Here is a 19,566-nt window from a genome sequence, read left to right as displayed (position 1 = left end):
TGATGTGCCCTTAAAAAATGGGCATACACCCCTATAAAAAGAAAAGGTCTGAATTATGAAAATTATGGTTGTTTGCGGTCACGGTCTTGGTACTAGCCTAATGATGGAAATGAGCATCAAAGGCATCGTGAAAGAATTGAATGTAAACGCAGAAGTGGATCATATCGATCTAGGCTCTGCAAAAGGTACGGATTGTGACATCTTCATCGGTACTAACGACATCGTTGAACAGTTGAACGCGCTTGGCGTTGAACCACGAATCGTTGCGCTTGATAACATGGTCGACAAAGTGGCAATGAAAGAGCGTCTATCTGCAGCACTTCAAGAGCTTGGCGCTCTATAAGGTGGCGTTATGGAATTTTTCAGTTTCTTAATGAACGACGTCCTATCAGAGCCGGCGGTTCTGGTAGGTCTTATCGCCCTAATCGGCTTAATTGCCCAGAAAAAACCAGTCACTGAGTGTATTAAAGGCACGGTAAAAACTATTCTTGGTTTCATCGTGCTTGGTGCGGGTGCGGGTCTGGTTGTAACTTCTCTGGGTGACTTCGCGACGATTTTCCAACACGCGTTCGGCATCACTGGCGTGGTTCCAAACAACGAAGCTATCGTCTCTATCGCACAAGAAGCGTTTGGTAAAGAGATGGCGATGATCATGTTCTTCGGTATGTTAGTGAACATTCTGATCGCTCGCTTCACGCCATGGAAATTCATCTTCCTAACGGGTCACCACACGTTATTTATGTCAATGATGGTAGCGGCGATCCTTGCTTCTAGCGGCATGAAAGGTGTTCCACTGATCGCGCTTGGCTCTCTAGTTGTGGGCTCTGTGATGGTGTTCTTCCCTGCGATTGCTCACAAGTACATGAAGCAAGTAACAGGTTCTGACGACGTTGCGATTGGTCACTTCTCTACCCTTTCTTACGTACTAGCGGGCTTTATTGGCAGCAAGTTCGGTAATAAAGAACACTCTACTGAAGAGATGAACGTACCTAAGAGCTTGTTGTTCCTACGTGATACGCCTGTAGCAATCTCGTTCACCATGGGCATCATCTTTATGGTGACGTGTATCTTCGCTGGCGGTGACTTTGTACGCGAAGTTAGCGGTGGTAAGCACTGGTTCATGTTCGCACTGATGCAATCCATCACATTCGCCGGTGGTGTGTACGTTATCCTTCAAGGTGTACGTATGGTTATCGCAGAAATCGTTCCGGCGTTTAAAGGCATCTCAGACAAACTAGTACCAAACGCGAAACCTGCGCTTGATTGTCCGGTTGTATTCCCATACGCACCAAACGCGGTATTGGTGGGCTTCCTATCGAGCTTTGCGGCGGGTCTTTTGGGTATGTTCCTACTTTACGTGATGGGTCTTACTGTGATTATCCCTGGTGTCGTTCCACACTTCTTCGTAGGTGCTGCAGCAGGTGTATTTGGTAACGCTACAGGTGGTCGTCGCGGTGCAATCTTAGGTGCTTTTGCGCAAGGTTTACTGATTACCTTCCTACCAGTATTCCTAATGCCAGTACTTGGTGACCTAGGCTTTGCTAACACGACCTTCAGTGACGCAGACTTCGGCGCTGTTGGTATCCTACTGGGTCTGATTGTTCGCTAAGTGGTTAGTCTGAATATGACTAGCTGATAACTGACTTGATTGAGGCGCGAATAGGCTCATCGGCATCAATCTTCAAGAATCTCTAGTCATAGCAAGCGACTAGCTTTAGAAGAAACCAGTCATAAAAAATAATCATACAAAACAATCGTAGAAAGAAAACAAACGCCCCTCACGTGAGGGGCGTTTTTCTTTTTGGCACTATCTTAAGCAAGTTTAGCTTATTGAAGCGTACTTCCGTTAGATAGCAGCTTTCTTGTCGGCTCTTGCTCGGTGTATTCGACCGCATCGTGATCCGCGAGCTTCTCGACTTCCGCCTGTTCACCCACCACAACCAACACGTGTTGTTTCACCAGAGCGTCGACCACTTCAATGTTGTGCTGACGAAGAAGCGCTCTCACTTCGCTCTCTTTTCCTTCATGATACTTAACAAAGTAACGCGCAGGTTGCTGCTCGGCTTGATCTTGGCGTTCATCCACGAGAGGAAATCCTTGATTGTTTGCCAAGCTGCTTGAGCTCAGTCCGATTGCCAATAGTGCGGTAGCGCCTACCACAGACAAAGAAAGTAAGGTCAACTTCTTCATAGTCACTCCTTATTGAAAGGTCAGAGTCCAACTGTTGATGGTGCCTGTGTCTCTTCTGGCACTGTCCACCGCTTTTAGTTCCCATGTACCTTGCGATTCAAAACCAGAAAAATCCGCTTGGAACGTGTTTTTTATATCGTTAGCGCTACCGCCAGTATTATTGTGAAGTACAACTTCTCCACCAGTCGGTGACGTTAAAGTCACTCGTAGATCACCGATGTAAGTGTGGCTAATATCAACGTCAATACTTACTGTGCCTGAATCACCAGAGCGATCGACTTCTACTGCACTGATTGCGCCAGAAGATTTATTATCTGGAATCGCAACAGGGCTGGTATTTGAGAAGCTAGAGTCCGAAGAGCTACCACCATCAGGTCCATTACAGCCAGCGTCCAAGAACAGCTTCGCCGCTTCAGCATTAACTAGGCCGTGGCCAGTACGGTTGTCTCGACCAGCAACATCAATATCTGTTGCAGTTTTCACTAGGGCATTACGTACTTGCGCTGCTGTACAGGTTGGGTGGTAACTCCACACCAAGCCAGCTACGCCCGTTACGTGCGGTGTCGCCATTGATGTACCATTGTAGTACTCGTAATCTTCACCAGAGGTTGTTGCAACAGTAATTTCCTGACCAACATACCCCAATAGCTCTTGACCAAATGCACGATCAACCGTTACCGAAACCATACGATAAGCGTTGTTTGTGTCTACCAAGAATGGGTTTTGTAAACCAGGTAGTTCAGAGTTGCTGTATACGATTGCAGCTCGCGCACCCGCATTGTAACAAGCCTGAACCGCATCCACTTCAGGGTAGTTTCCTGAAGACTGGTTGCCAATACGCTCAGTCAAACAAATTTTGCCCGACATATCACCACAGTTAACATTACCGCCAGATACATCACAGCTATCTAGCGTTGCCGTTACTGAACCAGCGATTGGATCCGGAACATACGAAGAACCGTTATTGATCAAACGATTGTGAGGAACAATCCCACGATCAAACTGACTTACACCATTCAAGGTAATATCAGAAAGTTTACCTTCACCTACCGTAACCGTTGATAAGATCGCCACACCCGGGCCTGAGATCTCAACTTGATTAGTAGATTGTGAGAACGCTGCATGATCATTTTGATTATCAACAGCCGCAACAGACATCACTGAGTCATAAGAAGCTGGATAGCTGTGCGCTGTATTGCCATCATTGCCCGCAGCGGCGATCAATAGAACGCCTTGATCGTAAATATTTTGCAGTGCATTTTGCTCAGTTCGGCTTGATTGACTACCACCAAGGCTCATGTTCACAACGTTAGCACCATTATCGGCACAGGTCTGGATTGCTTTAACAAGCCCAGATGAGTAACCCCAACCCGATTCGTTAAATACTTTCACGATGTGCAAATTCACATTCTGGTTTGGCATCACACCCTTTACACCTTCGGTGTTGGCAATCGCAGCAATCGTACCCGCGACGTGAGTACCGTGGGCATTGTTGTTACCCGGATCACTCCATGATCCCGTACCACTATCGTTAGTACCAGCAACGCGGTTACCGCTTAGGTCGTTGTGCGAAATGTCGTACCCTGAATCGATAATACATACAGTGCGATTACCCGCATTGAAGTCGGCTAGCAGTTGAGCATTAACCGCTTCATATCCCCATGGGGTCGTTTCGCTGAGCAAATAGCGAGGTGGATCGACTTCCACGTATTCCACATCACTACGGTTGCGAAGCGGCTCTAAGTCATCGCCATCCAATTCAACGCTGTAAATGGCGCGATTGCCCAGTTTTTCCACCTTACGTGCCTTCACCTGTTCTAGAACAGACTCCTGCGCGATTCGTGGCCCCCAGAATGAGTTACCCCCCATTGAAGAACGGCTGACTGCATCTTCTTTGAATTTGACGATGTACTTCGTCGGTAACTTAGATTCATCAAATCCCATTGGTGGAGCCGCAAACGCTGACATCGAAGTGGTCAGTGCTATTGCTACGGCAGACAACGAAAATAAGCCTTGTTTTTTACTTGTTGTGTAGTGCATTTGCCCTATTCCTTATTTGAGCTAATTTTTATTCACTATATTCTCATGAAAAGTCATCATCATGATGTTTACATGAGAGCTTCAGCTATAGTTTACAGAGCAAAAATGCCAAACAATTTGTTTCATGAATATACAAATTTGTACAAAAGATCATTCAATAAACACTTTAAGTTAACATTAAAAATCATCAACAAAACCTTATAAAGCAATTACTTAATTAACAAAAAGTGAATGTTAAATTAATGTTAGTGAGTAATTATTCTAAATATCACCCATTTAATCGATTGCTATGCTGAATGGATTTTTTGACCGTGGTGCCAAAACTGAAATATTGAATATTTAGTTGTTGACTGTCTTGAGCATTTACTCAGAATTAGAAGGTTTAGTGAGAAAAATTCTCATCTAAATACTGTTATAGCCGAGCGTATTCACGCATTCGGAACAATAACCATTACAAGAAGAGTGAATGATGAAAAAAACAATCACACTATTAACTGCATTACTTCCGCTTGCCTCCGCCATTGCAGAGGAGCCAACTTTATCACCGGCAATGGTTTCTGCGGCTGAAGTGGTTAGCGCGCAAGAAAATCAAACTTATACGTACGTTCGATGCTGGTATCGTACGAGCCACTCTAAGGACGATGCGGCTACCGATTGGAAATGGGCAAAAAACCAAGATGGTAGTGACTTCACTATCGATGGTTATTGGTGGAGCTCTGTCTCATTTAAAAACATGTTCTACACCAATACCTCACAAAACGTAATTCGCCAGCGTTGTGAAGAAACACTAGATCTAGCGAACGAGAACGCAGACATTACATTTTTTGCTGCTGACAATCGTTATTCTTATAACCACACGATCTGGAGCAATGATGCTGCAATGCAACCAGATCAAATCAACAAGGTAGTGGCTTTGGGCGATAGCTTGTCTGATACAGGCAACATCTTTAACGCGTCCCAATGGCGCTTCCCTAACCCGAATAGCTGGTTCTTGGGTCACTTCTCAAACGGTTTTGTTTGGACGGAATACGTTGCTAAAGCCAAAAACTTACCGCTATACAACTGGGCAGTTGGTGGCGCAGCAGGTGAAAACCAATACATCGCGCTAACTGGTGTCGGCGAACAAGTTTCTTCTTACTTAACCTACACAAAGCTGGCGAAGAACTACAACCCTGCTAACACATTGTTTACGTTAGAGTTTGGTTTAAATGATTTCATGAACTACAACCGTAGCGTGCCGGAAGTAAAAGCGGATTACGCTGAAGCTCTGATTCGTTTAACAGACGCTGGCGCGAAGAACTTCATGTTGATGACACTGCCTGATGCAACCAAAGCACCACAGTTCAAATACTCAACACAGGAAGAAATTGAAACGATTCGTGCGAAAGTATTGAAGATGAACGAGTTCATCAAAGCACAAGCGATGTACTACAAAGCCCAAGGCTACAACATCGCATTGTTTGATACACACGCACTGTTTGAGAAGTTAACCTCGGCACCAGAAGAACACGGTTTCGTAAATGCAAGCGACCCTTGCTTAGACATCAACCGTTCATCCTCTGTTGACTACATGTACACTCACTCATTACGTTCTGAATGTGCAGCATCTGGCGCAGATAAGTTCGTGTTCTGGGATGTGACTCACCCAACCACAGCAACGCATCGTTATGTGGCTGAAAAAATGTTAGAAAGCAGCAATAACTTAGAAGAGTTTCGCTTTTAATAAGCCGTTGTTGTTCATTGCAAGTTAATCTGCATAAAAATGACCACGATGCTTCGTGGTCATTTTTTATCGATATCGACCCCCGATAACGGGTTTATTTGAGCTCGCTTACTTCAAGCCGTTGATTTAGAGACGTTGACTTTGAGCAGTCTCATTCAGCGTTCTGTTTTGGTACGTTACCGCGGAAGCTGTTCACCATAATAGAGATCAACGTCTTTAAGGTTTCATCATCACTGCGGTATGAGTAGGCTCGTATACCCGTAAACTGAACCTGGAACAACTGAGCAAGAAGCAATGTATCCTGGGCTTCAATTTCGCCATTCTCGATTGCTCGCTCAAACAGCTTTGCAAGAAAAGATTCAAATTGGTTTGCTAAGCTGTTTGTTTGATTGCGCAGCGCATTAAAATCCTCAGCAAATTCACTTGCTGATTTGACTAACATGCACACTTCACTGGGATTGGAGTCTCGCTGATTGATAACCACATCAATCGCGAAAGCTTCTATTGCATCTAGAACCGTTGTGTTCTGAGCTAAATGCAACTCAAACAGGGCTTGCAAGTTCGCAACGTACATTTTTAGCGCTTCACAATATAGCCCCTCTTTTGACCCAAACGTCGCATAAATACTTCCAGGACGCAGATTCACGCTATCTTGTAAATCACGTGTAGATGTTGCATGAAAACCTTTCTTCCAGAATAGATCCGAGGCGGCTTTCACCACTTCATCACGTTGGAATTTCTTTGTATTCGCCATGAGCAATTATCAATTTTGAACATATGCTCAATTTTATATTGAGCGACCGCTCAAAATCAACTATCCTGTTCTTGCCTAATCCGCTCATATCCAATTACAGGAGATTTAAACATGACAGAATTTAAACTGTATACCGCAGAAAACGCACCCGAAGGATCAAAGCACCTGATTGAAAATTCAGTCAAAGCGTTTGGCATGCTACCAAATCTTCATGCTGTTATGGCTGAAGCGCCAACCTTGCTTGAGGGTTATCAAGTTGTGCATGAGCTATTTCAACAAACATCATTTAACACAGAAGAATTGACCGTCGTATGGCAAACCATCAACGTTGAACATGGTTGTCACTACTGCGTTCCTGCTCATAGTGCGATCGCGGCGTCAATGAAAGTGGATCAGGAGATTGTTGATGCTCTCGTCAACCAAACACCATTGGCAGACGAAAAACTTGAAACACTACGAGAAACAACGCTTCAAATGGTGCGCCAACGTGGTGTAGTGGAAGAGTCTCAGATAGAGAAGTTCTTTGCGGCGGGTTACGGACAGCAGCAACTGCTTGAAATTGTACTTGGTCTAGCGCAAAAAGTGATGAGTAACTACACCAATCACCTAGCTGACACCCCGGTTGATGCACCTTTCAAGAAGTTCGCCAAGTAACTTAAGCTTTTATTACTGGTCCCATTGATGGGACCAGTAATACCTTCAAAAAAGGCTTTGTTGCATGACGCTTCGCTAGTGTGCGCTGATCCCTAATTACAACGGCGCAACGTCGGTTCCTCCTAAAGACTGGTAAAGCGTAACCTGAGTAAGAAACTGGTTGTAGCGGTTTTCCAACAAAGAAGCTTGCGCGTTTCTGGTGTCTTCTTGTGCATTCAAATAGTCCATGATCGATGTCGAGCCATACTGATACCGCGCAGCATAAATGGACTCAGCAGCACTTGCGGCATCATACTGCTCTTGTAAACGCGCCGCTTGATACTTCAATTTTTCTCGTGCTGACAAGGCATTTTCGACATCTTGGAATGCGGCGTACAACACTTGGCGATAGCTCACAATAGCCGATTGATAGTCTAAATCGGCAATGGCTTGGCTGTTTTTCATCTCATTCCACTGCAAAAACGGTAGCGTCATATCCGCACTTAAACTGCCGATCGGGTTGGAAAGCAGGTCTTTGAGCGCTTGTGACGATCCCCCCAAAGCCCCAGTGAGCGTCAGCTTAGGCAAGTAGTCCAAATCTGCTGCGTCTTTATTTGCTAGCGCGGCTTTGACGTCATAAATCGCTGCTTTAATGTCGGGTCTGCGGATCAATAAATCAGACGGAGCACCAACACTCAACGATGGCATATCGCCTTCAGGCAGCATTTGGATGTTTGCACTGATGCTCTTCGGCGGTTGATTGAACAAAATCGCAAAGGCGTTGTTTGCCTCAAGTAAACTCTGTTCAAACTCACTTTGCTGCGCTTGTAAGCTTGCCAACGTACGTTTGGCTTCAAGCACATCTAACTGATCCACAGCGCCAAGTTGGTACTGTTTTTCAATCAATTGTAGCGTTTGAGCTGCGTCTGCCACATTACGTTGACTGAGGTTTAAGCGCTGTTTTAGATAGCCGATTTGCCAATATAACGATGCCGTCGTTGCCACCAAACTTTGTGCGGTCGCCTCGCGATCTTGTTGACTTGCCATCGCCGTCCACTTGGCTTGGTCAACGTCTGCCGAGATTTTTCCCCACAAATCCAACTCGTAATTGACGGACAAGTTAGTGCTGTAGCTATCTGCCGATTCCCCGCTATCAAGAGATTTTTGAACTTGTCCTGATGTGGAAGAACTCAACGTAGGGAAAAGGTCATCTTGCGCTAAACCCAGCTGTAAACGCGCTTTCTTTAGCGTTAGCGTTGCCAGCGTCAAATCGTTGTTTTGAGCCAACACCTGAGTAATGTATTGATTAAGCGTTGGGTCGTTAAACGCCAACCACCAAGGATCCATACTGACATCACCCGCAACATGCATCTGTTGCCAATTTGCAGGCACTTGCACCTCAGGAGCTTGATAGTCGCTACGCATAAGCGAACCACAACCTGACAACCACACTGCGCTTAAGGCAGCCGCGACCAATCGAGTTTTGAATTTCATTGTGTTACTCATTTTTAGTCTCTCGCTAGCGCTTCTATCGGATCGAGTTTGGCGGCATTGCGAGCGGGTAAAAAGCCGAAAGCGATGCCAATCAACGTTGAGCAAATAAACGCCCAGATGATCGAGTTCATTGAGTAAATCATTTGGAAGCTGCTGCCAGAGGTACTGAATGCAAAACCAATCAAAAATGCCAAGCCAATACCAGCAATGCCACCACACAAACACACTAGTACCGCTTCAATCAAAAACTGACGCAAAATATCCGCTTGCCTCGCACCCACAGCCATTCGCACACCGATCTCTTTCGTGCGCTCTGTCACCGACACCAACATGATGTTCATTACGCCAATTCCCCCGACAATTAGGGAGATCACCGCAATCGCTGAGATCAGTAACGTCATGGTTGCGGTGGTTTTCTCGATGCTCTGACGAATGGTGTCAGTGTTAATCGTGAAGAAATCTTCTGTACCGTGGCGCATTTTTAACAAGTTGATGATGCTCTGCTCTACCGCCGCACTTGGGGCGTTCTCATCAATCCGTACAGTAATGCCGTTGAGGTAGCGTTGTCCCATCATGCGTCCCGACATAGTGGTGTATGGCACCCAAATTTTCAGCGCGTCGCTGTTGCCAAACGCGTCTTCTTTTTTCTGCGTGACACCCACAATACGCACTGGCAATGAACCAAGAAAAATCACTTCACCAATCGGATTTCTATCCGCAAACATTTCCTTTCTGGTGTTGTCATCAATCACTGCTTCTTGGGCGAGCGAATTCACACTCTCTTCATCCCAAAACTGACCTTTGGCGATCTCATAACCGCGCACACGGAAATAATCTTCCCCAACCCCTTCCACAGACGCGGTTGCATCCTGATTGGCGTAACGCACGGTTAAGCTGTTGGATAAAGACGGCGTGACACTGTCGACAAAAGGTAGACTCTCCAACGATTTAGCATCGTCGGCGGTTAGCGTTTTCACTCGTCCGGAGCGGCGGTCACCAAACCCTTTGCCCGGCCTGACATCAATGGTGTTTGTTCCCATGGATGAAATATTCGACAAAATTTGCTGTTGTGAACCATTACCTAGTGCCACCACGGAAACCACCGAGGCTATACCAATAATGATGCCGAGCATGGTCAAAAACGTGCGCATTCTGTGGCTAGACATCGCCAGCAGCGCCATTTTGAGCGCGTCAATAAAACTGTCCCACTTCCACCACTTACTGGCGGCTTGCGCTGGGCGATGAAAAGACGCGCTCGGTGTCTTTGCTGCTTGCTCATTGATTACAACTTGTGCATTTGGCGTATCTGCAATGATTTCACCATCTTTGATTTCAATGATGCGATCCGCAAAGTTCGCCACATTCATATCATGAGTCACTAAGATGATCGTATGCCCAAGTTGATGCAACTCTTTAAGCAGTGCCATCATCTCTTGCCCACTGTGACTGTCTAATGCGCCAGTGGGCTCATCAGCGAGAATCACCTCACCACCGTTCATCAGTGCACGAGCAACACTCACGCGCTGTTGCTGGCCGCCACTTAGTTGGCTGGGCTTGTGAGTCAAACGATCTTCCAGCCCTAAGCGAGCCAATAACGACTGCGCTCGCTCCGTTCTTTGACGATGAGGAACTCCCGCGTAAACCGCAGGTACTTCCACGTTTGCCACCGCGGTTAAATCCCCCAGCAGATGGTAACGCTGGAATATAAAGCCAAAATACTCGCGGCGCAGCTCCGCCAGTTGATCAGATTCCAACGTCGAGACATCTTGCCCATTAATGAAGTATCGACCGCTGGACGGTTTATCCAAGCAGCCGAGCACATTCATCAGCGTCGATTTACCTGAGCCTGATGCCCCCACGATCGCGACCATTTCACCGCGTTTTATCTCTAAATTAATGTGGTTCAACACGGTAAGCGACTCGTCGCCAGAGACAAATCGTCGAGTTAAATCCTCAACTTTTAAAAGCACGTCACTCATCTTAGAACCTCATTGGAGGTCGACGACGATCACCTCGGCTTGATGATTCTCTATCCATAGCATTGCCAAGAACAACTTGGTCGCCTTCCTTCAAACCTGAGAGAATTTCTGCGTTCACTTTGTTGTTGATACCCACTGTCACGGGCTTTTCCACCACTTGGCCCTGTTCAAGCACTGGCACGGTATAGTTGCCTTTGCCGCCAGATTTTTGCAGCACTTGTGAAGGGACAATCAAGGTATTTTCCGATTGCTCAAGGACAATCGAAACTTGCGCAGTCATGCCGATGCGCAAAATACCTTGCGGGTTCTTCACATCAAATACAGCGTTGTAGTAAATGGCGTCGCTATCTGAAATGCTCAAATCGCTGTCATCGCCATCCATGATGGTTGGCCCCGGCTCAATGGCGCGCAGTGTGCCTTTAAACTGCTGATTCGGTTTGCCTAAAATGGTGAACAGCGCCGTTTGGCCTGGGTGAACAAAAATCACATCGGCTTCCGAAATTTCGGCTTTCACCGTCATCGTATCTAACTTAGCTAACTCGATAATAGTTGGCGTGGTTTGATTGGCGTTTACGGTTTGTCCTTCTTCCACCGCGGTGTAGACCACCGTGCCATCCATCGGTGCGTTGATGGTGGTGTAACCGAGATCTAACTGCGCATTGTCGACGTTGATTTTGGCTTTCTCGATTTCAGCATCCAGTTGCGCTAACTCGGCTTTGTAGATGGCGAGCGTCGCTTCGGCATTCTCGTAATCAGCTCGTGAGCTCGCTTTCGCTGCCAACATGCCTTTTTGGCGCACGTATTCATAGTTTGCTTGTTTAATCTGCGCTTGCTTAGCCTGGTACTGAGCGTTGAGACTATTAAGAGACGCTTGGGCTTCTTTGAGGCTATTTTGCTGAGTCAGGCTGTCAATCTGTGCAATCAAGTCCCCCTGTTTTATCTCATCCCCTAAGTTCACAGCGAGGCGTTGAATTTGCCCAGATACTTGCGCACCTACATTCACCAATTTGGACGCTTGCAACATGCCGTTAGCTAATACCGCCTTTTCGATATTGCCTTTGCGAACGACTTCTGTCGCGTAAGGAGAAATGGGTTCTGGACGTTGCAGATAATGATAACCACCAGCACCAATAGCAAGTAGGCCACACAAAACGAGCCATTTTTTATTGAGTTTCATAGCAGGAGTGAAGTAAATAATCGTTTTGATTTTATACTGCTATTTGTCTTAGCCGTACAGGGTACAAGACGTAAAGATAGGTAAATTAACGTCAAGAAACTGAATGAATAACTTCACTAACGTGAAAAATCAGAGATATTATAGTCACTTCAAAACTTTATTATTCAATACATATAACAAAGACCATTTTTAATATATAAATTCAAGTTATAAGTATTATAAACAAAACTTTTAAATACTAACAAACCAGTAAAATCCAAAATTATTCAACATTCCATTAATTTAAATTTCATGATGGCCATTTTGATGATTGAATTTAAAGAGGAGTTAAGTGACAAGTTAAATAAAAAATACCCACATAACACAGGTAAGACCGAGAGGGGTGTGTCATGTGGGTTTAAAACGATAGTTCTCTTGCTGATTCGAACTACCAACGTTGGGATGCAATGGAAATACAAATGACTCAGAGTTTCCATCACAGACACTTTATCGCTGGATTTCCCTCTATTTGTTAGGGAACAGTCAGCACAATAAAAATAGAGAAGTAATACTGCAAAAATAAAAATAGAGGTTCAGGGTTTAATTTACACTTAAAATAACCACTATATTCACGCCATGAAGCATTAATAAATTCAACGATAAATATTTATTAAGTTAAATTTACTTATTGTCAACACACTGTTAGTTTTACTCCTAAATACACTGGTCAGATTTGTTTATTTTACTAATTTTAGTTGCAATACAACTTCTAATTAATTCATGAGAAAAACATGCAGCGACAATTAACTCTTTCACCGATTTATTTATTAATCGGGTTAGCCTCCTCGACGGCGTATGCCGGTGGTTTTCAAATTAACGAACATTCGGCGACGGGTCTTGGTCGTGCTTTTGCTGGTGATGCCGTCATTGGTGATAATGCGTCTGTAGTCAGCCGAAACGCCGCAGCGATGACGCTGTTTAAACAAAATGCCTTATCGTTCGGTGTCACTTACGTCAAACCTGACGTTACCGTTAAAAATGCGCAATATCATCGAGCTAACATTAATGCGGATGTCAATGTTGGTATGGGCGGTTTTCCTCCGTCCCCTCAAGTTGAAATTACCCCGTCCTTCTCTCAAACCGTGACCGACATTGATGACGTCGATGGCGTTGGTCAACCAGCCGTTGTACCCAATTTTTACTTTATTCACCCTATCAACGACGACTGGTATCTAGGCTTATCGGCATACTCCAACTTCGGAACCGACATGGAGTTTAAACCAAACTATGGCGCACCTGTTTTTGGCGGTGTCACCAGCGTAGCGAGTGTCAACCTTGGCGCAAGCTTGGCATACAAGGTGAACGACCGTTTTAGTATCGGTGGTGGTATTGATGTGATTTACGGCTCTGGTGAGCTGTACCGCGATATGGACGTGGGTTTTTGCGTTGGTGGGAACATACTTGGAAACGAACTAGAACAACGCTGTGGATCCGTAAAAGGCAACGCACTTGATGTGGAAGCCGGCGGCATTGGGCTTGGTGCGAATATTGGCATGATGTACGAGTTTAACGAACGTCATCGCTTAGGTTTAAGCTACAAGCACAGCCCTAACATCGATGCCAAGGGTGACATCCACTTTGCTGGCGAATCGTACGACTCACTTGCTATGCCGCTACCGGATATTGCGGAGTTTTCCGGTTATCACCGCGTCTTACCTAAATTTGCCCTGCACTATTCTGTGCAGTGGATTGGTTGGTCAGCATTTGACAGCTTGAAAGCTGATGATCAGTTGCTAAAAGATTTTCAGTGGCAAGACTCCGCGCACTACTCCATCGGTGCGACTTGGTACGCCAATGAACGTTGGACACTACGCACGGGTTACATGTTCGACAAAACACCTGTCGATGAGCTGACTTCGCTTTCTATCCCAGATTCGAACCGTCACTGGTTATCTGCGGGTGCCTCTTACCAATGGTCATCAGATACCACGGTTGACATCGGCATGACGTACTTGATTGGTGAAGATGTCAACGTAGAAGAGTACGCGTATGAAGGTGTTCCTGCACCGATGGTAACGGGCGTGACCCATTCAAATGCGTTCCTAATTGGTGCCCAACTCAGCCACCGTTTCTAATTTGTCAGGCAGTGATCAAACCTCTAGGTCATTGCCTTGTAACAACGCTTATCAAAGCGACCGAACAGAGACATTATTATGAACAAAACACTACTTGCTTTTTCACTCTCACTTCTCACTCTAGGCGCGGCTCAGGCTTCAGAATGGGGCTATGGCAATGACAAACACGGGCCAGAGCACTGGGGAAAAATCGCCAAAGACTGCGCAACCACGAAAAACCAAAGCCCAATCAACATCGACAACCCAGCCGATGCAAAACTGGAAGCACTGAACCTTTCGTACACTGGTCAGGTCATTGGTTTAACCAACAATGGTCATACGCTGCAAGCGCAAGTGAACGGACGTAATAGCTTCACCATTGATGGCGAGACGTTCGAGCTGCAACAGTTCCATTTCCACACACCTTCAGAAAACCAAATCAAAGGCCGCCAGTATCCACTTGAAGCGCACTTTGTACACGCCAACGCAGACGGCGAGTTGGCGGTAATTTCGGTGATCTTTGATGCTGGCGATCAAAACGCAGCGCTGTCTAAACTGATCAACGCAATCCCACAAGAGAATCAAACCACCTTCTTTAAAGATACTTTTGAGATTAACGACTTACTGCCAAAAACTGCAAACTACTATCGATTTAACGGCTCTTTAACCACACCGCCATGTTCAGAAGGTGTGCGCTGGTTTGTGCTTAAAGACACTCAAACCTTATCCAAAGATCAAGCCGCGAAACTGATGGAAGTCATGGGACAAAACAATCGTCCGCTGCAACCGCTAAATGCGCGCGTTGTACTTTCTAACTAATCGCCATATCCGATAAGGGGCATCGTATTTGCCCCTTATTTTGATTCGCTCTAACCTCACTTCGTTACAGGAACCCCCGATGAAAACTCCATCTGTTCTGTCACTCTTACTCGCACTCGCCCCGACATTCGCCTTCTCTCATAACCTTTCTGTCGGTCAACCCCCCCCCCTTCCGTCAGCATTGATACCTATGGCGAAATGACGCTGCAAGGAAACGATGTGGCTTATCAACCTTGGGCAACTCAGCAGATGTTAGGCAAAGTCCGTGTGATACAAGCCATTGCAGGTCGTAGTAAAGCCAAAGAGATGAACGCGCCGCTGATGTCAGCAATCACTGCCGCTCACTTTCCTGAAGATCAGTATCAGACCACAACCGTGATCAACCAAGAAGACGCCATATGGGGAACCGGTACATTTGTAAAATCGTCGGCAGAGGACAGCAAAAAGACATTCTCTTGGTCTTCCATGGTGTTAGACAAAAATGGCGTATTAGCAACAACTTGGGATCTGCAGCAAGAAAGTTCTGCGATTATCGTACAAAATAAACAAGGTGAAATTTTATTCGTGAAAGAAGGGGCTTTAACTCAAGACGAAGTCACACACGTCATCGAACTGATTAAACAGAATATCTAAACCTAAGGTAAGGAAAAGTTATGAAACTGTTCAACACCATCGCGCTCTGTCTTTTAGCGGCTGTAGCCTCTTTCCAATCGATTGCTGGAGACAACGATTGGGACAAGATTGCAGATAAAACCGTCAGTTTTAAATCGGAAACCGACACAGTCAATCCACTGTCACCATTTGCTAACGCTCGTTTCAGCCACATCAAAATCAAATGTACGCAAGGTACGGTCGATCTGAAAAGCGTTAAAGTAATCATGAAAGATGGTCAGGAAAAGACGTTCGACAGTTTAGGTGTTCTGACTAAAGGCATGTCATCAAGAAGTTTAAGCCTACCAACAAAAAATAACGCGAAATTAGACAAGATCGAGTTGAACTATGAATCGGTTGGCAGCACAGCGCTGCAAGTCGCGGGGGTGACCAAAAAAGCGCAAGTGGAAATCTTAGGTAAGAAAATCGACGAGTAAGCGATGGCTCAACGAACTCACCCAAACTAAAAACAGCGGCACTAGGCCGCTGTTTTCATTAAAAAATCGTCATGGATAACTAAATGAATTTCTTCAGCTTCGCCAAACCATAAGCAGCGATGGTGACACAATCTTTAATCGTACCGTCGATCATCATCTGTTCGAACTCCTCAACCGAAAAAGCGCGAGTGATCAAATCCTCTTCTTCACTGTCGAGTTGATTGCCCACGTCCGTTAAATCACTGGCGAAGTAGACGTGACATGTCTGATTCAAAAAGCCGTATGCGATAAACTGCGCGCCGACATACGCCATAGCGCTCGCCTGCATGCCCGTTTCTTCACGCAGCTCGCCTTTGGCAAGCTCAAGATGATCCGCATCTGGGTTTGATTCCCACGCCCCTTGTGGGATCTCCCAACAACGTTGACCTACGGTGTAACGGTACTGCTGAACCAAGTGAATCATCCCGTTATCGATAGCCAGAATCGCAGCACAATCAGGTTTGTCGACCACACCATAGATACCCTCTGCGCCGCTCGGACGTAAAATTTTGTCCTCACGCACCGTCATCCACTTATTCTGGTAAACGACTTTGCTGTCTAGCTGTTTGATGTCTGACATGGTTATTCCTTGATTTTTCTGAGGGTTACTGCGGAATAATACCCGATTCGGTTACGCCACCAAAATGTTCTTTAGTTCACTCAAAGACTCAACGGTGTAATTTGGTGCGATACGCTCATCGACGCTTGCGCCTGTGGTATTTAACCAGCAAGTTTCAATACCAAAATTATTACCACCCAGAATATCGGAATGCAGGTTGTCACCCACCATCAGTACGCGCGTTTTGCATGGGTTGCCCATTTGCTGCATCGCGTATTCAAAAATACCTAAGTCCGGTTTTGCTACGCCCACTTGTTCAGAGATCACCACTTTATCGAAGTACTCAGTCATCCCTGTGCGCTCAAGGCGAATTGCTTGCAACTCTGTAAAACCGTTGGTGATGATGCCCATTTTAGCTTTGCCTTGCAGCGCTTCCATCAGCTCTTTTGCACCTGGCAACAAGCTGCAAATATCGGCCATCGCTTCTAAAAATGCGCTGTTGAGATCTGCTGTTGTGGTATTCAACTTCTCAGCCCACTCGGTAAAACGCTTATGTTTTAGCTCATCTGCCGTTACTTTGCCGTCTTGGTAATCCACCCAAAGCGGTTTGTTTACGGTTTGGTAATGAGCAAAATCTTGTTCAGTAAAATCTACGCCTTTGCGAGAAAACATAAGCTGCAAACCTTTGAAAGCATCAAAGTGGAATAAGGTTTCGTCAGCGTCAAACAGGATCCAATCGTACTTCATTTTCTTCTTCCCAAAATCAAGGTCGTAATACTGGTGCATAGTCTAGATTGTTTTCTTCTTGAAGATAATCTCTATAATTGGAAATTAATTGTATCCTTGTGCTCAACAATAAATGCTTCACGATAATAGGAGATTGATGTGAACGCGATTGCCTCCCTGCCCGTTTTTGTTGCTGTTGTCGAATGCGGCAGCTTTTCCCTTGCGGCCAAACAGCTGAATCTGACGAAATCGGCGATCAGCAAACGCATCAACCAACTAGAAGACGATTTGGGCATTCGTCTCCTTAACCGAACCACGCGTAAGCTGAGCCTGACCGAAGCGGGAGAACGCTATTTTGAGTACGCTTCTCAAGCGCTCAATCTGGCCCAGCAAGGCGTAGACGCGGTATCGGAACTGCAAGGCTCTCCACAAGGTCGGCTCAAAATTACCGTGCCAATGTCTTTCGGTGTACTGCATATCGCGCCTTTGATCAGCGAGTTTCTCGCTCGTTACCCGAAAATTGAAGTGGATTTAAACCTCGAAGACAAAATGGTCGATTTGGTTAAAGACGGTTTTGATTTGGGGATCCGTATTGGTGAACTCACCTCTTCCAATCTAATCGCAAAACGTCTCGCCCCTTGTAAAAGTGTGCTTTGTGCCTCGCCAGATTACTTAGCGGAGTTTGGAACACCACAAAAACCAAGTGATTTAGTCAGTCACAACTGCCTGCGCTATTCCTATTTCCGTGGCGGCGTCGAATGGATGTTCATCAACAATGGCAGCGAATACAAGGTGCTTCCAAAAGGAAACTTTATCGTCAATAACAGCGAAGCCATTCGCCAGTTGCTGTTGAGAGGTTCGGGCATTGCGCAACTGCCGACGTTTATTGCAGGAAGAGACTTTGCCGCAGGAAATCTAAAACCGGTGATGGAAGAGTATTCTCTACCAGAACACGCCATTTATGCGGTGTTCCCTGAGCGCAAGCACATGCCGTTGAAAGTAAGAGCCTTTATCGATTTTATCAGCGAAAAACTCGGCACAGATTTACCTTACTGGGATCGTTACAACAGCCCAGAAAAATAACCATATTGATGATAAGTGAGTGAGATTTCACTACTGACATGTTCTGACATTCCATCCGCGTAACCTTATTTGGAACTCAACAGGCAATCCGCCAAAACCAATAAGGAATCACAATATGGAAACCGTTATCGAAACTGTGCAATTTCGTCTAACCGCAGGCACAACAGAGCAAGACGTGATCGCCGCTGCCAAACAGTCACAAACGTTTGTGAAGAATCTGCCGGGCTTTTTGTATCGCTCACTCAGTCACGAAGCGACGGACGATGTGTGGACAGACATCATTTACTGGCGTTCAATGGACGATGCAAAACAGGCGGGAAAACAGCTTAAGCAAGCCGCTGAATTTCAGCCTCTGTTATCAATGATTGACTGCGAAAGCTTCGAGCTTATACATCACAACTTAAAAATGTGCAGTGAGCTAGAGAAGTAATCAGCCACACTACTACTAACAACCAGTAGGTCTAGATAAGGAACATCATGAGCAAATCAGAACGACTGTTTGAGCTACTGACGCTTTTGCGCGCAAAGCGTTACGCCGTGACAGCGAAAGAGCTCGCAGAAAGAATGGAAGTCAGCGAACGTACGATTTATCGCGATATTCAGTCGTTGCTTAGTTCTGGTGTTCCTATTCAAGGTGAAGCAGGTGTTGGCTACCTGTTGCAAGCTGGCTCTCATCTGCCGCCTTTGATGTTCTCAGAAAAAGAGATGATGGCGCTTGAACTGGGTATGCGGATGGTTCGAGCCTGGTCGGATGTTGAACTCGCCGAAGCGTCTCACTCTGCGTCCACCAAAATACTTTCGGTATTGCCCGATAAGCTCAAACAACAAGTGGAAGATTGTCCGCTGATTGTGCCCGATTATCACACCCAATCCGAGACTGCCAAACGAGGGCAGCTTCTGCGCCACGCGATTGATCATCAGTTTAAGGTCAGTTTGGATTACCAAGATGAAAGCGGACAGGTGACCGAAAGAAAAATCCAACCGTTAGGCCAGTTCTTTTGGGGCAAAGTCTGGACGCTGGTCGCCTGGTGCGAATTGCGCGATGACTACCGCCAGTTCCGCCTCGACCGTATCCAAGCACTGCGTATGCACGATGAAGAGTTTCAGAGTGCGGAAACCAAATCTCTCAAACATTATATTGCGCAGTATGAATCGAAAGATTGAGTGTT

18 protein-coding genes and 1 pseudogene are annotated in these 19,566 nt (G+C 45.8%); 11 read left to right on the top strand and 8 right to left on the bottom strand.

The features are described from left to right. The first annotated feature begins 55 nt into the window (after nucleotides 1–55). Nucleotides 56–343 (top strand): PTS sugar transporter subunit IIB, encoded by a 288-nt coding sequence (locus R7Z10_RS05125; RefSeq protein ID WP_171342666.1) that lies wholly within the window; start codon nucleotides 56–58, stop codon nucleotides 341–343. Between the two features lie 9 nt (nucleotides 344–352). Then, nucleotides 353–1,609, top strand: a complete 1,257-nt coding sequence (locus R7Z10_RS05120) for a PTS ascorbate transporter subunit IIC (protein ID WP_005384349.1) — start codon at nucleotides 353–355, stop codon at nucleotides 1,607–1,609. 218 nt (nucleotides 1,610–1,827) lie between these two features. Here R7Z10_RS05120 and R7Z10_RS05115 read toward each other — a convergent pair whose 3' ends face one another. Then, a complete protein-coding gene (locus R7Z10_RS05115) occupies nucleotides 1,828–2,190 on the bottom strand; it encodes an ATPase (RefSeq protein ID WP_213870230.1) in 363 nt (120 codons plus the stop codon). Nucleotides 2,191–2,199: 9 nt separating this feature from the next. After that, nucleotides 2,200–4,230, bottom strand: a complete 2,031-nt coding sequence (locus R7Z10_RS05110) for a S8 family serine peptidase (RefSeq protein ID WP_053307150.1) — start codon at nucleotides 4,228–4,230, stop codon at nucleotides 2,200–2,202. A 466-nt stretch (nucleotides 4,231–4,696) separates the two neighbouring features. On the opposite strand from R7Z10_RS05110, the gene R7Z10_RS05105 reads away from it, so the two are divergent. After that, nucleotides 4,697–5,953, top strand: coding sequence for a type 2 secretion system lipase (locus tag R7Z10_RS05105; protein WP_017819748.1), 1,257 nt, complete (start codon nucleotides 4,697–4,699; stop codon nucleotides 5,951–5,953). Between the two features lie 151 nt (nucleotides 5,954–6,104). Here the strand turns inward: R7Z10_RS05105 and R7Z10_RS05100 are convergent, their stop codons facing one another. Next, a complete protein-coding gene (locus tag R7Z10_RS05100; protein WP_005384344.1) occupies nucleotides 6,105–6,707 on the bottom strand; it encodes a TetR/AcrR family transcriptional regulator in 603 nt (200 codons plus the stop codon). 111 nt (nucleotides 6,708–6,818) lie between these two features. Here R7Z10_RS05100 and R7Z10_RS05095 point away from each other — a divergent pair, with 111 nt between their 5' ends. Continuing rightward, nucleotides 6,819–7,361, top strand: coding sequence for a carboxymuconolactone decarboxylase family protein (locus tag R7Z10_RS05095; protein WP_318104207.1), 543 nt, complete (start codon nucleotides 6,819–6,821; stop codon nucleotides 7,359–7,361). Nucleotides 7,362–7,457: 96 nt separating this feature from the next. On the opposite strand, the gene R7Z10_RS05090 is transcribed toward R7Z10_RS05095, so the two are convergent. From R7Z10_RS05090 to R7Z10_RS05080, 3 genes are read right to left on the bottom strand one after another with little or no spacing between them, the layout of a single operon-like run. Further along, nucleotides 7,458–8,834: an efflux transporter outer membrane subunit gene (locus R7Z10_RS05090; protein WP_213870228.1), complete on the bottom strand. Its 1,377-nt coding sequence runs from the start codon at nucleotides 8,832–8,834 to the stop codon at nucleotides 7,458–7,460. 14 nt (nucleotides 8,835–8,848) lie between these two features. Continuing rightward, nucleotides 8,849–10,813, bottom strand: coding sequence for a MacB family efflux pump subunit (locus R7Z10_RS05085; RefSeq protein WP_029855402.1), 1,965 nt, complete (start codon nucleotides 10,811–10,813; stop codon nucleotides 8,849–8,851). Nucleotide 10,814: 1 nt separating this feature from the next. After that, the gene (locus tag R7Z10_RS05080; protein WP_206957440.1) at nucleotides 10,815–11,990 is read right to left on the bottom strand and encodes an efflux RND transporter periplasmic adaptor subunit; all 1,176 of its coding nucleotides are present in this window, start codon (nucleotides 11,988–11,990) and stop codon (nucleotides 10,815–10,817) included. 770 nt (nucleotides 11,991–12,760) lie between these two features. Here R7Z10_RS05080 and R7Z10_RS05075 point away from each other — a divergent pair. From R7Z10_RS05075 to R7Z10_RS05060, 4 genes and pseudogenes are all read left to right on the top strand, one after another. Next, nucleotides 12,761–14,104, top strand: a complete 1,344-nt coding sequence (locus tag R7Z10_RS05075; RefSeq protein ID WP_206957438.1) for an OmpP1/FadL family transporter — start codon at nucleotides 12,761–12,763, stop codon at nucleotides 14,102–14,104. 78 nt (nucleotides 14,105–14,182) lie between these two features. After that, nucleotides 14,183–14,902, top strand: a complete 720-nt coding sequence (locus tag R7Z10_RS05070) for a carbonic anhydrase (protein WP_206957436.1) — start codon at nucleotides 14,183–14,185, stop codon at nucleotides 14,900–14,902. Nucleotides 14,903–14,981: 79 nt separating this feature from the next. Then, nucleotides 14,982–15,535 (top strand): annotated as a pseudogene (locus tag R7Z10_RS05065) (YtfJ family protein). Nucleotides 15,536–15,555: 20 nt separating this feature from the next. Next, nucleotides 15,556–15,990 carry a hypothetical protein gene (locus R7Z10_RS05060; RefSeq protein ID WP_053349371.1) on the top strand — a complete coding sequence of 145 codons (435 nt, stop codon included), beginning with the start codon at nucleotides 15,556–15,558 and terminating at the stop codon, nucleotides 15,988–15,990. Between the two features lie 79 nt (nucleotides 15,991–16,069). Here the strand turns inward: R7Z10_RS05060 and R7Z10_RS05055 are convergent, their stop codons facing one another. Both R7Z10_RS05055 and yjjG read right to left on the bottom strand, forming a co-directional pair. Further along, a complete protein-coding gene (locus tag R7Z10_RS05055; RefSeq protein WP_020834877.1) occupies nucleotides 16,070–16,609 on the bottom strand; it encodes an NUDIX hydrolase in 540 nt (179 codons plus the stop codon). Between the two features lie 51 nt (nucleotides 16,610–16,660). Next, nucleotides 16,661–17,335, bottom strand: a complete 675-nt coding sequence (yjjG, locus tag R7Z10_RS05050) for a pyrimidine 5'-nucleotidase (protein ID WP_005374109.1) — start codon at nucleotides 17,333–17,335, stop codon at nucleotides 16,661–16,663. Between the two features lie 138 nt (nucleotides 17,336–17,473). Between yjjG and R7Z10_RS05045 the strand changes: the two genes are divergently transcribed. The 3 genes from R7Z10_RS05045 to R7Z10_RS05035 all read left to right on the top strand — a co-directional run bounded on the left by R7Z10_RS05045 (nucleotide 17,474) and on the right by R7Z10_RS05035 (nucleotide 19,561). After that, nucleotides 17,474–18,397, top strand: coding sequence for a LysR family transcriptional regulator (locus tag R7Z10_RS05045; protein ID WP_005384329.1), 924 nt, complete (start codon nucleotides 17,474–17,476; stop codon nucleotides 18,395–18,397). 115 nt (nucleotides 18,398–18,512) lie between these two features. Next, nucleotides 18,513–18,827, top strand: coding sequence for a hypothetical protein (locus tag R7Z10_RS05040; protein ID WP_029795225.1), 315 nt, complete (start codon nucleotides 18,513–18,515; stop codon nucleotides 18,825–18,827). Between the two features lie 47 nt (nucleotides 18,828–18,874). Continuing rightward, nucleotides 18,875–19,561, top strand: coding sequence for a YafY family protein (locus tag R7Z10_RS05035; RefSeq protein WP_005374113.1), 687 nt, complete (start codon nucleotides 18,875–18,877; stop codon nucleotides 19,559–19,561). The last annotated feature ends 5 nt before the right edge of the window (nucleotides 19,562–19,566 follow it).

The sequence above is a fragment of the Vibrio sp. Vb1018 genome (genome assembly GCF_033338775.1).
GTDB classification, from domain to species: domain Bacteria; phylum Pseudomonadota; class Gammaproteobacteria; order Enterobacterales; family Vibrionaceae; genus Vibrio; species Vibrio alginolyticus.
The sequence above is the reverse complement of the archived record's forward strand: the minus strand, read 5'-3'. Positions and strand labels throughout refer to the sequence as shown.

Bases quoted from the DNA above. Each gene is read 5' to 3' on its own strand.
- yjjG (WP_005374109.1), bottom strand. From the start codon at position 17,335: ATGAAGTACGATTGGATCCTGTTTGACGCTGACGAAACCTTATTCCAC.
- R7Z10_RS05090 (WP_213870228.1), bottom strand. From the start codon at position 8,834: ATGAAATTCAAAACTCGATTGGTCGCGGCTGCCTTAAGCGCAGTGTGG.
- R7Z10_RS05120 (WP_005384349.1), top strand. From the start codon at position 353: ATGGAATTTTTCAGTTTCTTAATGAACGACGTCCTATCAGAGCCGGCG.
- R7Z10_RS05105 (WP_017819748.1), top strand. From the start codon at position 4,697: ATGATGAAAAAAACAATCACACTATTAACTGCATTACTTCCGCTTGCC.
- R7Z10_RS05070 (WP_206957436.1), top strand. From the start codon at position 14,183: ATGAACAAAACACTACTTGCTTTTTCACTCTCACTTCTCACTCTAGGC.
- R7Z10_RS05085 (WP_029855402.1), bottom strand. From the start codon at position 10,813: ATGAGTGACGTGCTTTTAAAAGTTGAGGATTTAACTCGACGATTTGTC.
- R7Z10_RS05115 (WP_213870230.1), bottom strand. From the start codon at position 2,190: ATGAAGAAGTTGACCTTACTTTCTTTGTCTGTGGTAGGCGCTACCGCA.
- R7Z10_RS05080 (WP_206957440.1), bottom strand. From the start codon at position 11,990: ATGAAACTCAATAAAAAATGGCTCGTTTTGTGTGGCCTACTTGCTATT.
- R7Z10_RS05040 (WP_029795225.1), top strand. From the start codon at position 18,513: ATGGAAACCGTTATCGAAACTGTGCAATTTCGTCTAACCGCAGGCACA.
- R7Z10_RS05110 (WP_053307150.1), bottom strand. From the start codon at position 4,230: ATGCACTACACAACAAGTAAAAAACAAGGCTTATTTTCGTTGTCTGCC.
- R7Z10_RS05055 (WP_020834877.1), bottom strand. From the start codon at position 16,609: ATGTCAGACATCAAACAGCTAGACAGCAAAGTCGTTTACCAGAATAAG.
- R7Z10_RS05075 (WP_206957438.1), top strand. From the start codon at position 12,761: ATGCAGCGACAATTAACTCTTTCACCGATTTATTTATTAATCGGGTTA.
- R7Z10_RS05060 (WP_053349371.1), top strand. From the start codon at position 15,556: ATGAAACTGTTCAACACCATCGCGCTCTGTCTTTTAGCGGCTGTAGCC.
- R7Z10_RS05125 (WP_171342666.1), top strand. From the start codon at position 56: ATGAAAATTATGGTTGTTTGCGGTCACGGTCTTGGTACTAGCCTAATG.
- R7Z10_RS05095 (WP_318104207.1), top strand. From the start codon at position 6,819: ATGACAGAATTTAAACTGTATACCGCAGAAAACGCACCCGAAGGATCA.
- R7Z10_RS05100 (WP_005384344.1), bottom strand. From the start codon at position 6,707: ATGGCGAATACAAAGAAATTCCAACGTGATGAAGTGGTGAAAGCCGCC.
- R7Z10_RS05035 (WP_005374113.1), top strand. From the start codon at position 18,875: ATGAGCAAATCAGAACGACTGTTTGAGCTACTGACGCTTTTGCGCGCA.